The sequence below is a fragment of the Streptomyces sp. CA-278952 genome, from assembly GCF_028747205.1.
GTDB lineage: Bacteria > Actinomycetota > Actinomycetes > Streptomycetales > Streptomycetaceae > Streptomyces.
Map to the genome: position 1 here is coordinate 3,946,308 of NZ_CP112880.1, position 16,089 is coordinate 3,962,396.

The 16,089-nt window shown below is 71.9% G+C and carries 11 protein-coding genes; 5 read left to right on the top strand and 6 right to left on the bottom strand.

Features of this window, described 5'->3' with window-relative positions; translation table 11 throughout:
- Positions 1-315 precede the first annotated feature (315 nt).
- From N7925_RS17680 to N7925_RS17695, 4 genes are all read left to right on the top strand, one after another.
- Complete coding sequence (locus tag N7925_RS17680; RefSeq protein ID WP_265600536.1) at positions 316-1,176, top strand: M24 family metallopeptidase; 861 nt, start codon at positions 316-318, stop codon at positions 1,174-1,176.
- Positions 1,173-2,945, top strand: coding sequence for an SDR family oxidoreductase (locus N7925_RS17685; protein WP_274344423.1), 1,773 nt, complete (start codon positions 1,173-1,175; stop codon positions 2,943-2,945). The genes N7925_RS17680 and N7925_RS17685 overlap by 4 nt, the downstream gene beginning before the upstream one ends.
- On the top strand, positions 2,942-3,889 hold the full coding sequence (locus N7925_RS17690; protein ID WP_265600538.1) for a MerR family transcriptional regulator: 948 nt from the start codon (positions 2,942-2,944) through the stop codon (positions 3,887-3,889). Before N7925_RS17685 ends, N7925_RS17690 begins: the two co-directional genes overlap by 4 nt.
- Positions 3,890-4,080: 191 nt before the next feature.
- A complete protein-coding gene (locus N7925_RS17695) occupies positions 4,081-4,671 on the top strand; it encodes an RNA 2'-phosphotransferase (protein ID WP_274344424.1) in 591 nt (196 codons plus the stop codon).
- A gap of 26 nt (positions 4,672-4,697) precedes the next feature.
- Here N7925_RS17695 and N7925_RS17700 read toward each other — a convergent pair whose 3' ends face one another.
- Positions 4,698-5,600, bottom strand: coding sequence for an LLM class flavin-dependent oxidoreductase (locus tag N7925_RS17700; RefSeq protein WP_274344425.1), 903 nt, complete (start codon positions 5,598-5,600; stop codon positions 4,698-4,700).
- Between the two features lie 148 nt (positions 5,601-5,748).
- Here N7925_RS17700 and N7925_RS17705 point away from each other — a divergent pair, with 148 nt between their 5' ends.
- A complete protein-coding gene (locus N7925_RS17705) occupies positions 5,749-6,606 on the top strand; it encodes an HAD family hydrolase (protein WP_265600541.1) in 858 nt (285 codons plus the stop codon).
- A 133-nt stretch (positions 6,607-6,739) separates the two neighbouring features.
- Here N7925_RS17705 and N7925_RS17710 read toward each other — a convergent pair whose 3' ends face one another.
- The 5 genes from N7925_RS17710 to hisC form a co-directional block, all read right to left on the bottom strand.
- Positions 6,740-8,446 (bottom strand): GAF domain-containing sensor histidine kinase, encoded by a 1,707-nt coding sequence (locus N7925_RS17710; RefSeq protein WP_274344426.1) that lies wholly within the window; start codon positions 8,444-8,446, stop codon positions 6,740-6,742.
- Positions 8,447-8,548: 102 nt separating this feature from the next.
- Entirely contained in the window at positions 8,549-12,091 is a 3,543-nt protein-coding gene (gene cydD / locus N7925_RS17715; RefSeq protein WP_274344427.1) for a thiol reductant ABC exporter subunit CydD, read from the bottom strand.
- Positions 12,092-12,178: 87 nt separating this feature from the next.
- Entirely contained in the window at positions 12,179-13,180 is a 1,002-nt protein-coding gene (gene cydB, locus N7925_RS17720; protein WP_265600544.1) for a cytochrome d ubiquinol oxidase subunit II, read from the bottom strand.
- Positions 13,181-13,196: 16 nt separating this feature from the next.
- Positions 13,197-14,708 (bottom strand): cytochrome ubiquinol oxidase subunit I, encoded by a 1,512-nt coding sequence (locus N7925_RS17725; RefSeq protein WP_274344428.1) that lies wholly within the window; start codon positions 14,706-14,708, stop codon positions 13,197-13,199.
- A gap of 257 nt (positions 14,709-14,965) precedes the next feature.
- Positions 14,966-16,045 carry a histidinol-phosphate transaminase gene (gene hisC, locus N7925_RS17730; protein WP_274344429.1) on the bottom strand — a complete coding sequence of 360 codons (1,080 nt, stop codon included), beginning with the start codon at positions 16,043-16,045 and terminating at the stop codon, positions 14,966-14,968.
- Between the last annotated feature and the right edge of the window lie 44 nt (positions 16,046-16,089).

The following is a 16,089-nucleotide window of genomic DNA, read 5'->3' on the forward strand; positions in this document are numbered from 1 at the left end:
GGCCCGGACTCCGGGGCGTGGGTGCGCCCGGGGCCGGGGCGTGGGTGCGCCCGCGGCCGGGGCGTGGGTGCGCCCGGGGCCCTCCAGAGGGGCCGGTTGCCCGGGTTCCCACGGGCGGCGGCGGTGCGCAGTCCCCACAGGCGGGGTGGTGCCCGTTCCCACCGGCGGGGGGCGGAGTTCTCCACAGGCGGGGCGCCCGGCACCCCACTTGTCCACAGGACATGCGGCCCCCTTGACGCAGCCGCCGGACATGGTCACATTCATCAGTGTCACGTTACGGACGCGTACCGCACACGGCAGGGAACGGACGGTGGCATGACCGGCTTGACCGCGGGAGTACAGCACGAGATCACCCCGGAGCTGCGGGGGTTCAGGGAAGTCCAGAGTCTGGCCGCTGCCTGCGCGGAGGCGGTCGCCGGTCAGCTGCGTTCGGGGGTGACCGAGCGCGAGGCGGCCCGGATGCAGCGCACGTGGCTGCGCGAGCGCGGCGTGCGCGACTGGTTCCACCTCCCGTTCGCCTGGTTCGGGGACCGTACGGCCTTCGCCGGGGTCAGGGTGCCGCTGCGGTTCTTCCCGACCGACCGGAAGCTGGAGCCCGGGATGCCGTTCATCCTCGACCTTGCCCCGGTGTACAAGGGCTTCACCGCCCATGTCGGGTATGCGGGGTGCCTCGGCCTCAATCCCCTGCACGACAGACTGCTGGCCGATCTGGAGGCCCACCGCGAGCTGATCCTGCGCGAGGTGCGCGAGCGCCGTTCGCTGCGCGAGATATACGAGGACGTCGAACGCCTCATGACCGCGCAGGGGTACGCCAACAGGCACCGGGCCCACCTCTTCGGCGTGCTGGCCCACAAGGTCAACCGCGTCGCCGAACCCCGTTGGTCGCCGCAGGTGTTCGGGTTCGGCGCCCAGGCCATCAAGGGGCTGATGAGCGACGCGGTGCACGGTCATCGGGACGGCTGGTCGCCGCTGTGGAGCCCGTACCGCTTCTCCGACCACCCACCGCAGCCGGGCCTCTGGGCGGTCGGACCCCACCTCGGATTCCGGGGTACGGGCGCGAAGTTCGAGGAGATCCTGGTCGTCACCGACTCCGGGGACCCCAAGCAGAGCGCTTTCTGGCTGGACGACGATCTGCCGCACGTGCGGCGCTGGGCCGAGGAGAAGGTGGCGGCGTGAATCTGTCTCAGGCGCGTGAGCGACGCGTGCTCACTGGAGGCGTCGATCTGTGCGTCGCCGAACTGGGCGACGCGGGCCGGCCGACCGTGGTGCTGGTCCACGGCTATCCGGACAGCAAGGAGGTCTGGTCGGACGTCGCCGTCCGGCTGGCCAAGCACTGGCACGTGGTGCTGTACGACGTGCGGGGGCACGGCAGGTCCACCGCCCCGAAGCCGCTGCGCGGCGGCTTCACCCTGGAGAAGCTGACCGACGACTTCCTGGCCGTGATCGACACGGTCAGCCCGGACCGGCCGGTGCACGTGGTCGGTCACGACTGGGGGTCCGTCCAGGCCTGGGAGTTCGTCACGGTCGGCAGGACCGAGGGCCGGATCGCCTCCTTCACCTCGATGTCCGGTCCGTCCCTGGATCACTTCGGGCACTGGATCAAGCGCCGGATGGCCCGCCCCACCCCGCGCCGGGTCGGCCAGCTGCTCGGCCAGGGTGCGAAGTCCTGGTACGTGTACATGCTCCACACCCCGGTCCTGCCGGAGCTCGCCTGGCGCGGCCCGCTCGGGAAGCGGTGGCCCCGGATCCTGGAGCGCATGGAGAAGGTGCCCGCGGGCGACTACCCCACCGCCTCCCTGCCGGACGACGCGGCGCACGGCGCCTGGCTCTACCGCGACAACGTCCGCGCCCGGCTCAGCAGGCCCCGCGCGGACGCCTACGCCCACGCCCCCGTCCAGCTGATCACGCCGACCGGGGATTCCTTCCTCTCCGAGCGGCTCTACGACGGGCTGGAGGACTGGGTCCCCACACTGCTGCGCCGCTCGCTTCCGGCCAAGCACTGGGTGCCCCGCACCCGACCGGACCAGCTGGCCGCCTGGATCGACGAGTTCGTCACCGCGATCGAGTCCGCCGGACGGGAGGGCGCGCCCGCGCAGCTGACGGGCGCGCAAGGCCCCTACGCACAGCGGTTCGGCGGTCAGCTGGTCCTGGTGACGGGCGCGGCCTCCGGGATCGGACGGGCCACCGCGTTCGCGTTCGCCGAGGCGGGCGCCCGGATCGTGGCCGTGGACCGGGACGCGGAGGGGGCCGCCCGGACGGCGGAGATGGCACGGCTGATCGGGGCGCCCGCGGCCTGGGGCGAGGCGGTCGACGTCAGCGACGAGGCCGCGATGGAGAAGCTCGCCGCCCGGGTCGCCGCCGAGTACGGCATCGTCGACGTCCTGGTCAACAACGCCGGGATCGGGCTGTCCGGCTCCTTCCTGGAGACCACGAGCGAGGAGTGGAAGAAGGTCCTCGACGTCAATCTGTGGGGGGTCATCCACGGCTGCCGGATCTTTGGCAAACAGATGGCGGACCGGGGCCAGGGCGGCCACATCGTCAACATGGCGTCGGCCGCCGCCTTCCAGCCCTCCCGGGTGCTGCCGGCGTACAGCACGTCGAAGGCGGCCGTGCTGATGCTCAGCGAATGTCTGCGGGCCGAGCTGGCGGAGAAGTCGATCGGCGTGAGCGCGATATGTCCCGGCATCGTCAACACCAACATCACCGCCACCACGCGTTTCGCGGGGACCGACGCGGCGGAGGAGGAGCGGCTCCGGAAGCGGACGAGCCGTCTCTACGGGCGGCGCAACTACCCGCCTGCGAGGGTCGCCGACGCGATCCTGCGGGCGGTCGTGCGCAACCAGGCGGTGGTGCCGGTGACCCCCGAGGCGCGTGGCGCGCGGCTGCTGTCCCGGCTGAGCCCCGGGGCCCTGCGCTCCGTCGCCCGGCTGAAGCCTCCGCTGTGACCGGGGCCGGGGCCCGGGCCGCCGAGTACCGGATCGAGGACCTGGCCCACGCCAGCGGTGCCACGGTGCGCACGATCCGCGCCTATCAGGACCGGGGACTGCTCCCGACGCCCGAGCGGCGCGGACGGGCCAATGTGTACCGAGAGACCCATCTGACCCGGCTGCGGCAGATCGCGGACCTGCTCGACCGGGGCTACACCCTGGCCAGCATCAAGGAGCTGCTGGAGGCGTGGGACGCGGGACGGGGGCTCGGCGGGGTGCTCGGTCTGGTCGCCGAGGTGCACGGCCCGTGGACGGACGAGGAGGCCGACCGGATCAGCCGCCGGGAGCTGGACGCGAGGTTCGGCGGCCGGCAGGACGACGAGGCCATCGCCGAGGCGGTGGAGCTGGGCGTGCTGGAGCGGGTGCCCGGCCGGGACGACGAGTTCCTCGTACCCAGTCCGCAAGAGCTGGCGGTGGCAGTCGAGTTGTACGGGGCCGGGGTCCCGCTGTCCGCGATCTCCGGCCATCTGCGGGAACTGCGCGGTCAGGTGGAGCACATCGCTTCCCGTTTCCTGGAGTTCACCACCGAGCACGTCTTCGCCCGCTATCTCGGCCACCGGCCGCCCACCGACTCCGACGCGGCCGAGGCGGCGTCTCTCGTACGCCGTCTGCGGCCCCTCGCACAGCAGACGGTGGACGCGGAACTGGCCCGCGCCATGCGGACGTTCGCGACACGTCATCTGCACCACCACCTCGGCGCGGAGGAAAAGGCGATCCCCGAGGACGCGGCGCGTCCCGTGCTGCTCCCCGTTCGGACAACACGGGCCGTGCAGAAGCTGGTTGGCGCGGAGCGGGTCGCCGCTTTCGTGGCGGCGGCCACCGAACGGGAGGTGCAGGCGCGCGCCTTGGACAACCTGACAGCAACTCACCCCAAGGAGGGCGAAATCAACAGAAGCCCCTAAAGCGAAAGAGTGTTGTCCACAGAACTGCCATATAGCCTGTGGATAACTGGAGTTGGCTGTGGATCAAACCTGTCCGAGGAGAAAGGCCGAAGAACCTCGGAAGAACGAAGAACCGACGAGGTGACGAGGTGAGGAGCCGACGAGCCGAAATGCGGATGCACGGGCAAGCCCGCCACGGGCACTCTGACGCCATGGACGAACGTCGCACCGTCAAGGTGTCCAAGTACCTCTCGACCCATCTGCGGCATCAGCCGGAACGCATCGGCCTCACCCTCGACGAGAACGGCTGGGTGGCCGTCGAGGAGCTGCTGAGCGCCGCGGCCCGGCACGGATTCACCCTCTCCCGCGCCGAGCTCGACCACGTCGTCGCCGCCAACGACAAACGGCGCTTCACCGTAGAGCGCGGCGCCCGGAGCAGCGTAGGGAGCGGCGTCCAGGGCGGCATCGAAGGTGACCGCATCCGCGCCGATCAGGGACACACCGTCGCCGTCGACCTGGACCTGCCGTCGGCCGAACCGCCCGCGTACCTCTACCACGGCACGGTCGCCCGGGTCATGGACGCGATCCGGACCGAGGGCCTGCGCCCCATGGCCCGCCACCACGTCCACCTGTCCCCCGACCGGGAGACGGCCACCCGGGTCAGCGCCCGTCGCGGCCGCCCCCTCGTCCTCACCGTGGACGCGGGCGCGATGCACCGCGCCGGCCATGTCTTCCGGGTCAGCGCCAACGGGGTCTGGCTCGCCGACGCCGTACCTCCGCGGTTTCTGCGCCTGCGCGCCTGAGAGACGGCCACTACGCCACCGCGTCACTACGCCAACTGCGCGGGCGCTTCGGTGGCGATGCGCTCGAAGACCTCCGGGTCAACGTTGAAGACCGAGTCCGGGATCGGGGCGTGGATGACGATCTCGGTGAAGCCCAGCTCCGCGTGGCGCCCCGCGAAGTCGACGAACGCGTCCACGGACTCCAACGGGCCGTTGCGGTCCGGTGTGAAAGCGGTGAGCAGGATCCGGTCCAGCTCGGATGCGTCCCGGCCGATCTCCGCGCAGGCCGCCGTGAGCCTCTCGTTCTGTCCACGCAGCGCAGCCCGTGACTCCTCCGGGGTGCCGTTCTCGTACAGCTTGGGGTCGCCGGTGGTGACCCAGGCCTGCCCGTGGCGGGCGGCGAGCTTCAGGCCGCGCGGTCCGGTCGCGGCGACCGCGAAGGGCAGTCGGGGCCGCTGGACACAGCCGGGGATGTTGCGGGCCTCCTCCGCCGCGTAGTACGTCCCGTGCTCGGTCACCGCGTCCTCGGTGAGCAGCCGGTCCAGGAGCGGGACGAACTCGGCGAAGCGGTCGGCGCGTTCGCGCGGGGTCCAGGCGTCCTGGCCCAGGGCGGTGGCGTCGAAGCCGCTGCCGCCCGCGCCGATGCCGAGGGTGACCCGGCCGCCCGAGATGTCGTCCAGGGAGATCAGCTCCTTGGCCAGCGTGACCGGGTGGCGGAAGTTCGGCGAGGTCACGAGGGTGCCCAGCCGCAGGCGTTCGGTGGCCGTCGCCGCGGCGGTGAGCGTGGGCAACGCCCCGAACCACGGTCCGTCCCGGAAGGTCCGCCAGGACAGGTGGTCGTAGGTGTAGGCGGTGTGGAAGCCCAGTTCCTCCGCGCGCTGCCAGCGGTCGCGACCGCCCTCGTGCCAGCGATGAACGGGGAGGATCACGGTGCTCAGGCGGAGACTCATGCCCCTGAGCCTACGACCGTACGCACGGGTGACGGCGACCTGATGGCCTCGGCATATGCCAGAGGACTTTTCCGCAGATCAGCGTCCTGCCCACTCAGATGTGCGCCCCTCCGCACGCACGTGCACCATTGTGGGCGAGAATGGGCCGGTGACCTCAGTGACCGATACGCCTCTTCCCGCCGTGACCCGGCTGATCGCCACCGACCTCGACGGCACTTTGCTACGCGACGACAAGACGCTGTCCGCGCGCACGGTCGCGGCCCTCGCGGCGGCCGAGGAGGCCGGGATCGAGGTCTTCTTCGTCACCGGCAGGCCGGCCCGCTGGATGGACGTCGTACGGGACCACGTCCAGAGCCACGGTACGGCGATCTGCGCCAACGGCGCCGTGGTCACCGACCTGCGGACGGACGGCGACCTGCTCTCCGTACGGCCGCTGGAGCGCGCGGCCGCCCTGCACGTCGTGCGCGCCCTGCGCGAGACGGCCCCCGGCACCTCCTTCGCCGTCGAGATGACCACCGGCATCAACTACGAACCGGCCTACCCGCCCTTCCACCTGGATCCGGGCGCGGCCGTGGCCGGAGCCGAGAAGCTGCTGCACGAGGAAGCCCCGGGCACCGGCGCGCCGGTGATCAAACTGCTGGCCCACCACACCGAGCTGTCCCCCGACGCCTTCCTGACCCTGGCCCGTACGGCCGCCGGCGACCGGGCCGCCTTCACCCGCTCCAGCCCCTCCGCGCTCCTGGAGGTCAGCGGGCTCGGCGTCTCCAAGGCCACCACGCTCGCCGCCTGTTGTTCCGAGCGCGGCATCTCGCCCGCCGAGGTGGTCGCCTTCGGCGACATGCCCAACGACATCGAGATGCTCAGCTGGGCCGGCGCCTCCTTCGCGATGGGCAACGCCCACCCGGACGCGGTGGCCGCCGCCTCGGGCCGGACCGCGACCAACGAGGAGGACGGGGTGGCGGTGGTCATCGAGCGGATCCTCGCCGCCCGCGCAGAGACCCGCTGAAACCTTTCGGCACACCCGCACACCCCGCTATCCGCACACCCGCGCATCAGCACACCCGCACACCGCCTCGCAGGCCCGGCGGGGCCCGTGAGGCCTGCCCCGCCCGCCCTGCGGGATCACCGTCGGGCCGCCCTCACAACGGCGCCTCCCACACCACCGTCGTACCGCCGCCGTCCTCCCCGATCCCCGGTTCGATCCGGCTCGACCCACCCAGGGACTCGGCCCGGCGGGCCAGGTTGCGCAGCCCGCTGCGGCGGCCGCCCTCAGGGATGCCCACCCCGTCGTCGGCGACCGAGAGGCGTACCGCCGCCCGCCCGTCCGGCAGGGTCACCGTGGCGTCGACGACCACATCGATCAGCGACGCCTCCGCGTGCCGGAATGCGTTGGAGAGGGCCTCGCGCAGCGCGGCGACCAGGTTCTTGCCGGTCAGCTCGCCGACGAGCGAGTCCACCGGGCCCAGAAAGCGGTGCGAGGGCTTGAAGCCGAGCGGGACGGCCGCCATGTTGATCTCCCGCAGTACGCGGGTGCGCAGCCCCGACGGGGCTTCGGCCGGTTCCTGCTGGAGCGCGAAGATGGCCGTGCGGATCTCCTGGATCGTCACGTCCAGTTCGTCCACGGCCCGGCCGACGCCGGTCCGCACTTCGGGCACCACCGACCGGCGCTGGGCGCTCTCCAGCATCATCCCGGTGGCGAAGAGCCGCTGGATGACCAGGTCGTGGAGGTCGCGGGCGATCCGGTCACGGTCCTCGTACACCGCGAGCCGCTCCCGGTCCCGCTGCGCCTCGGCCATCATCAGCGCGAGCGCCGCCTGGGAGGCGAACTGGGTGGCGAGCGTCCGCTCGGTCGCCGTGAACGGGCGCCCGCCCCGCGCCCGGGGGGTGGCCAGCGCGCCGAGCACCCGGCCGCCGCTGTGGAGCGGCAGCATCATGCTGGGGCCGAACCGGTCGGCCAGCCTGGTGACCATCCGGCTGTCGGTGGCCGAGTCGTCGATGAACACCGCCTCGCCGGCCAGGAGTTTCGCCACCACCGCGCTCCGGGGCGGGATGATCACGCCGAGCGAGGACGCGGGGTCGTCGGACGAGACGGCGACGATCTCCAGGCCGCCCTCCTCGGCGGGCAGCAGCACGATCCCCGCGGCGGAGTCGGCGAGCCGACGGGCCTGTTCGGCGACCACGGACAGCGCCTCGTCGGCGTCCCCGCCCGACAGGAGGGCCGTGGTGACCGCGACCGAACCGTCGATCCAGTGCTCCCGCTGCCGCGCCGCCTCGTACAGCCGGGCGTTGCCGATGGCGATCCCGGCCTCCGTGGCGAGCACCCGGACCATGTGGAGGTCGTAGTCGGTGAACTCCGCGCCGTGTCGCTTCTCGGTGAGGTAGAGGTTGCCGAAGATCTCCCCCTGGACCCGGATGGGCACCCCCAGGAAGGTCCGCATCGAGGGGTGCCCCGGCGGGAAGCCCGCGGACCGCGGATCGGTGCACAGATCGGCCAGCCGGACCGGGGCGGGGTCGTGGATCAGCGCGCCGAGGAGACCCCGGTGGCCGTCGGGGCGACGCCCGATCGCGTCGGCCACCTCCTGCGGAACCCCGTACGTGACGAAGTCCGACAGTCCCTCACCCAGCTCGTCGACGACGCCGATGGCGGCGTACCGGGCGTGGGCGAGCTCGGCCGCCGTCTCGCAGATCCGGTCCAGGGTGGAGTGGAGTTCCAGCCCCGCGCCGACGGAACGCATCGCCTCCAGGAGCTGCGGCACCCGCGCGGTCAGCTCGGTGGAGAGACCCTGGAGGCTGCGGGTGGCCCGGGTGGTGGCGTCCAGGGAGTCCTGCGGGTCGGGCTCGGCCATGGACCGAGCCTAGTTAGTACCGATTGGGGGCGAAAGTCGAGAATGCGCTCGCCAGGCGAAGGGGCGCCGGCCGTCCGGGGCCCGGACCGGGGGCGGCCGCCGCTACCGGACCCCCGCCCCGACCGTCTCCCGTTCGCGCTCCACCATGCGGCGCAGCGGCCCGTCCTCGGCGGCGAGTTCGGCGTACGGTCCGCGCTGCACGACCCGGCCCGCGTCCAGCACCAGCACCTCGTCGACGGTGTCGAGGCCGGTCAGCCGGTGGGTGATCAGTACCGTCGCGCAACCACGGGTCGCGTCCAGCAGGTCGGCGGTGAGGGCGTCGGCGGTCGGCAGGTCGAGGTGTTCGGCCGGCTCGTCCAGGACGAGTACGGGGAAGCCCGCGAGCAGCGCGCGGGCCAGCGCGAGGCGCTGGCGCTGGCCGCCGGAGAGCCGCGCGCCGTGCTCGCCCACCGGGGTGTCGAGCTCCTCCGGCAGGGCCAGCACCCAGTCCAGGAGCCGGGCCCTGGAGAGCGCGTCGCGCAGTTCGGCGTCGGTCGCCCCAGGGCGGGCCAGGCGCAGGTTCTCACGGATCGTGCTGTCGAAGACGTGCGCGTCCTGGGCACACAGCCCGACCGAGCGCCGGACCGTCTCCGATTCCAGCGCGGACGCCTCGACGCCGCCCAGCCGGTACGTCCCCGTCGAAGCGTCCAGAAAGCGCAGCAGGACCTGGGCGAGCGTCGTCTTGCCCGAGCCCGAGGGGCCCACGACCGCGATGCGCCGACCGGGCGTCAGCGTCAGGTCGAGCGAGGCCAGCGCGTCGTGCCGGGCCCCCGGGTAGCGGGCGCTCAGCCCCCGTACCTCCAGCGGGAAGGGCGACGCGGGCTCCTCGGCGGGGGCCTCGGGCTCCCGTACGGGCACGGGGGCGTCCAGCACCTCGAACACCCGCTCGGCGCTCCGGGCGACGCGCTGGCGGTACTGCACCGCGAGCGGCAGCCCGGTGACGGCCTCGAAGGCGGCGAGCGGGGTCAGCACCACCACGGCGAGCGCGACACCGGACAGCCGGCCGTCCTGCACGGCGGGGACGGCGACGGCCGCGGCGGCCACCACCGTGAGCCCGCAGACCAGGGCGGACAGTCCGCCGCCCAGTGCCGTCGCGGCGGCGGCGCGCGAGGCGATCCGGGTCAGCAGCGTGTCGGCCGCGCGCAGCCGCGCCTGGCGGGCGGGCAGCGCGCCCGCGACGGTCAGTTCGGCGGTGGCGCCCAGGAGGTCGGTGACCCGGGTGGCCAGGGCGGCACGGGCGGGTGCGAGCTGCCGCTCCGTACGGCGGGCACAGGCACCGCTGACGAGCGGGACGCCGACCCCGGCGACCAGCAGCCCCACGGCCAGGACCACGCCGGCCTCCGGGAGCAGCCAGCCGGTGAATCCGGCGGCCGCGGCCCCCACCACGACGGCGGTGCCGACCGGCAGCAGCCAGCGCAGCCAGTAGTCCTGGAGCGCGTCCACATCGGCGACGAGCCGGGACAGCAGGTCGCCGCGCCGCGTGGTGCGCAGGCCCCCGGGGGCGATGCGTTCGAGGCCCCGGTAGACGGAGACCCGCAGATCGGCGAGGAGCTTCAGGACGGCGTCGTGCGAGACGAGCCGCTCGGCGTAGCGGAAGACCGCCCGGCCGATGCCGAAGGCGCGGGTCGCGGTGACCGCCATCATCAAGTACATGACCGGCGGCTCTTCGGAAGCGCGGGAGATCAGCCAGCCGGAGACCGCCATGAGCCCCACGGCCGACCCGACCGCCAGGCTGCCGAGCAGCAGGGCCAGGATCAGTCGTCCGCGCTGCGTACCGGCGGACTCGCGAACCCGGGCGAGCACCCGCCCGGAGCGGGCACCGGTCCTCCGCGGTCCGCCGTCGGCCGCGCGCAGTTCCTCCGCCCGGTGGGCGTCCAGGAGCTCGCCCCCGGCGAGCGGCTGCGGGACGGCCGGTCCGGCGGCGGCGGCACGCGTACCGCGGCCCCCGTCCTCGGTCCGCTCCCGCACGTCGGTACGCGGCTCCAGGGCCACCACGCGGTCGGCGACCGCCAGCAGGGCCGGGCGGTGGACGACCAGCAGCACGGTCCGCCCGGCGGCCAGCCTCCGTACGGCGTCGACGATGCCCGCCTCGCTCTCGCCGTCCAGGCTCGCGGTCGGCTCGTCCAGCAGCAGGAGCGGCCGGTCGGCGAGGAACGCCCGGGCGAGGGCGAGGCGCTGGCGCTGGCCCGCGGAGAGTCCGGCGCCGTCCTCGCCCAGGGCCGTCCGCATCCCGTCGGGCAGCGCCGCGACGAAGTCGTACGCGCCCGCGTCCCGCAGCGCCGCGAGGACCGCCTCGTCGTCGGCGTCGGGCCGCGCGAGGCGCACGTTCTCGGCGATGGTGTCCGCGAAGAGGTGGGGGCGCTGGGGGACCCAGGCGATACGGCTCCGCCAGCGTTCGAGGTCGAGGTCCTCGAGGTCCCGGCCGCCGACCCGGACGCGCCCCTCGTCGGGTGCGGCGAACCCGAGAAGCACGTGCAGCAGCGTGGACTTGCCGACCCCGCTCGGGCCGACCAGGGCGACGGTCTCCCCCGGCTCCACGGTGAGCGACGCGGCGTCCAGCGAGGGTCCGGTGCGGCCCTCGTGGCGTACGGTCACGTCCGCCAGTTCCAGGCGCAGCGCGTCCGGGACGTCCTCGGTGCCCGAGGCCCGGGGTGCGGTCTCCAGGACCGTGAAGATCTCCTCGGCGGCCGACAGGCCCTCGGCCGCCGCGTGGTACTGCGCTCCGACCTGGCGGATCGGCAGATACGCCTCCGGAGCCAGGATCAGGACCACCAGGCCGGTGTAGAGGTCGAGTTCGCCGTGGACGAGCCGCATGCCGATCGTGACGGCGACGAGGGCCACCGACAGGGTCGCCAGCAGCTCCAGGGCGAACGAGGACAGGAAGGCGATCCGCAGGGTTCGCAGGGTGGCCCGGCGGTAGTCGGAGGTGATCGTGCGGATCGATTCGGCCTGCGCCTTGGCCCGCCCGAAGACCTTCAGGGTCGGCAGCCCGGCGACGACGTCCAGGAAGTGCCCGGAGAGCCGGGACAGCAGCTGCCACTGGCGATCCATCCGGGACTGGGTGGCCCAGCCGATCAGGATCATGAAGAGCGGGATGAGCGGCAGCGTGACGACGATGATCGCCGCCGACACCCAGTCCTCGGTGACGATCCGGGCGAGCACCGCCACGGGCACCACGACGGCGAGTCCGAGCTGCGGGAGGTAGCGGGCGAAGTAGTCGTCGAGCGCGTCGATGCCCCGGGTCGCCAGCGCGACGAGCGAACCGGTGCGCTGCCCGCTCAGCCAGTCGGGGCCCAGTCGCGCCGCCCGCTCCAGGAGCCGGCCGCGCAGTTCGGACTTGACGGCCGCGCTGGCGCGATGGGCCGCCAGTTCGGTGAGCCAGGCGACGAAGGCCCGGCCGAGGGCGACCGCGGCGAGCAGCAGAAGAGGGGTGCGCAGCGCGGTGACCGTGAGCCCGCCCTCGAAACCGCCCACCACGATCTCGGCGATGAGCATCGCCTGGGCGATCACCAGCAGGGCGCCGACCAGGCCGAGGGCCACCACGGCCGCCAGGAAGAGGCGGGTGGCGCGTGCGTAGTGGAGCAGACGCGGATCGATCGGTTTCACGTGAAACATCCCCCCGGCGGGGTCGGTGAACTCTGCGGGCTGGTGAGCTGCCGCGCGCCTCGCGGGGCCCGCGGCAGCTCACCGGAGTCAGTGCGCGTCGGCGATGTGCTGGGTGCCGATGCGCTTGCGGAAGACCCAGTAGGTCCAGCTCTGGTACAGCAGCACGATGGGCGTGGCGATACCCGCGCACCAGGTCATGATCTTGAGCGTGTACGGGCTGGACGAGGCGTTGGTGACCGTGAGGTTCCAGGCGTCGTTCAGCGAGGACGGCATGACGTTGGGGAAGAGCGTCAGGAAGAGCATCGCGACCGCCGCCGCGATCGTCACGCCCGAGAACGCGAACGACCAGCCCTCGCGGCCCTTGGCGATGGCCCCGATCGCGGCCAGGAGCGCCACCCCCGCCACGATCATGGCCCCCAGGCTCCAGGCGTCCCCGTTGTCCGCCTGCGTCCAGACCAGGAAGCCCAGCGCGAGCACCGCGGTGACCGGTCCCAGCTTCAGCGCGAGTGAGCGGGCCCGGGCCCGGATGTCGCCCGCCGTCTTGAGGCCGGCGAACACCGCCCCGTGGAAGGTGAAGAGGGTGAGGGTGACGAGACCGCCGAGGATCGCGTACGGGTTGAGGAGGTCCCAGAAATTGCCGACGTACTCCATCTCGGCGTCGATCTTCACGCCCCGCACGATGTTCCCGAAGGCCACGCCCCAGAGCACCGCCGGAATCAGTGAGGTCCAGAAGATCGCGGTCTCCCAGTTCGTCTGCCACCGCTCCTCGGGCCGCTTGGCGCGGTACTCGAAGGCGACGCCGCGGACGATCAGGCAGAACAGGATGATCAGCAGCGGCAGGTAGAAGCCGGAGAACAGGGTGGCGTACCACTCGGGGAAGGCGGCGAAGGTCGCGCCGCCGGCGCTGAGCAGCCAGACCTCGTTGCCGTCCCAGACGGGCCCGATCGTGTTGATCAGGACCCGGCGCTCCTTGCGGTCACGGGCCAGCAGCTTGGTGAGGACCCCGATGCCGAAGTCGAATCCCTCCAGGAAGAAGTAGCCGGTCCAGAGGACGGCTATGAGCACGAACCAGACGTCGTGGAGTTCCATCTCTCAGCTCCTGTGCTCAGTACGAGAAGGCCATCGGCCGGTCGGCGTCTTCTTCGTCGTGGCCGCCGATCCGGGTGGGCGGGTTGAGGTCGTCCTCGGTGAGTTCCGGGGGGCCGGCCTTGATGTACTTCACGAGCAGCTTCACCTCGATCACGGCGAGCACCGCGTACAGCAGGGTGAAGACGACCATCGAGGTGATGACCTCGCCCTGCGAGACACCGGGGGAGACCCCCGCGCGGGTCTGGAGCACCCCGTAGACGACCCACGGCTGGCGGCCCATCTCGGTGAAGATCCAGCCCCAGGAGTTGGCGATCAGCGGGAAGAGCAGCGTCCAGAGCGCGACGACCCAGTAGAGCTTGGTGAGCCTCGGGCTCAGCGCCTTGTTCCTGAAGAGGACCAGATGGGGCACCTCGTCCTCACCGGTCCGCAGCGCCGGTGGCAGCAGGAACTTCCTCCGGGTCAGCCAGAGCCCCAGGAGGCCGAGGCCGAAGGAGGCCATGCCGAAGCCGATCATCCACCGGAAGCTCCAGAACGCGACCGGGATGTTGGGGCGGTAGTCGCCGGGCCCGTACTTCTCCTCCATGCTCTTGTTGATGTCGTTGATGCCGGGGACGTACGAGTTCGGGTCGTTGTTGGCGAGGAAGGAGAGCACACCGGGGATCGAGATCTCGACCGAGTTGTGGCCCTTGCTGACGTCCCCGTACGCGAAGATCGAGAACGGCGCCCCGTCCTGTCCGTCCCAGAGGGCCTCGGCGGCGGCCATCTTCATCGGCTGCTGCCGGAACATGACCTTGGCGAGGCTGTCGCCGCTGACGGCGGTGAGCATTCCGGCGACCACGACGGTGATCAGGCCCAGGCGCAGCGAGGTCCGCATCACCGGGATGTGCTTCTTGCGCGCCAGGTGGAACGCGGCGATGCCGACCATGAAGGCCCCGCCGACCAGGAACGCCGCCGTGATGGTGTGGAAGAACTGGGTGACCGCGGTGTCCTGGGTGAGCACCCGCCAGAAGTCGGTGAGCTCGGCGCGGCCGCGTTCCTCGTTGATCCGGTAGCCGACCGGGTGCTGCATCCAGGAGTTGGCCGCCAGGATGAAGTAGGCGGAGAGGACCGTGCCGATCGAGACCATCCAGATGCAGGCGAGGTGGATCTTCTTCGGCAGCTTGTCCCAGCCGAAGATCCACAGGCCGATGAAGGTGGACTCGAAGAAGAAGGCGATCAGCGCCTCGAAGGCGAGCGGAGCGCCGAAGACGTCACCGACGAAGCGCGAGTAGTCGGACCAGTTCATGCCGAACTGGAACTCCTGGACGATGCCCGTGACGACGCCCATGGCGATGTTGATCAGGAACAGCTTGCCCCAGAACTTGGTCGCCCTGAGGTACTTCTCGTTCTCCGTCCGCACCCAGGCGGTCTGCAGGCCGGCGGTGAGCGCGGCGAGCGAGATCGTCAGGGGGACGAAGAGGAAGTGGTAGACGGTGGTGATGCCGAACTGCCATCGCGCCAGGGTCTCCGGCGCCAGAGCGAGGTCCACGTCGTCAGTCTCCTTACATCGCCGTGGTCATACCGGCACTACGCCCCTTCGATCCCACCGATTACGGGAGAAAGCAGGCGAGCTTGTGAAAGCGTTCACATTCACAAGCAATTATGACGCACATACTTTCGGACCCATCGCCGGGGGTACCCCTTTTCGGCCCCCGCCCCACGAACCCGGCCCCCGCCCCACGCAAAAGGGCCCCGGACCTCGCGATCGAGGTCCGGGGCCAGTCGGCACTACAGGCGCGTGCGGGTCTACAGCTCCGCGCGGAACGCCTCCGCCGTCTTCAGGAAGAGGTCGTTGCCCTCGCTCTCACCGATCGAGACCCGGACGCCCTCACCCTTGAAGGGCCGCACGACCACCCCGGCCCGCTCGCAGGCAGCGGCGAAGTCGAGGGTCCGCTCGCCGAGCCGCAGCCAGACGAAGTTCGCCTGCGACTCCGGCACCGTCCAGCCCTGGCGCACCAGCTCCGCGCTCACCCGGGCGCGCTCGGCGACCAGCGAGCCCACCCGGCCCAGCAGCTCGTCCTCCGCGCGGAGCGAGGCCACCGCCGCGTCCTGGGCGAGCTGGCTCACCCCGAAGGGGACGGCGGTCTTGCGCAGTGCCGCGGCCACCGGCTCGTGGGCCACCGCGAAGCCGACCCGCAGCCCGGCCAGGCCGTACGCCTTGGAGAAGGTCCGCAGCACCGCCACGTTGGGCCGGTCCCGGTAGATCTCGATGCCGTCCGGCACCTCGGCGTCGCGGATGAACTCCTTGTACGCCTCGTCGAGCACCACCAGCACGTCGCTCGGCACCCGGTCGAGGAACCGTTCCAGCTCGGCCCGGCGCACCACCGTGCCGGTGGGGTTGTTGGGATTGCAGACGAAGATCAGCCGGGTCCGGTCGGTGATCGCCTCCGCCATCGCGTCGAGGTCGTGCACCTCGCCGTCGGTCAGCGGGACCTTCACCGAGGTCGCGCCGCTGACCTGCGTGATGATCGGGTACGCCTCGAAGGACCGCCAGGCGTAGATGACCTCGTCGCCGGGCCCGGAGGTGGCCTGGAGCAGCTGCTGGGCCACCCCCACCGACCCGGTGCCGGCGGCGAGGTCCGTCAGGGGCACACCGAAACGGTCGGCCAGCTCGTTCATCAGGCCGGTGCACGCCATGTCCGGGTAGCGGTTGAAGTTCCCCGCGGCGGCGAGCGCCGACTCCAGCACCCCCGGCAGCGGCGGATAGGGATTCTCGTTGGAGGACAGCTTGTACGCGACCGGTCCACCGGCCGCCGCGGGCTTCCCCGGCACATAGGCGGGAACGCCGTCCAGTTCGGCGCGCAGCTTGGGGCTCGTCTCGCTCACCGCAGGTCCTCCTCGACCGTCCGTTCACAGCAATACTGCACACC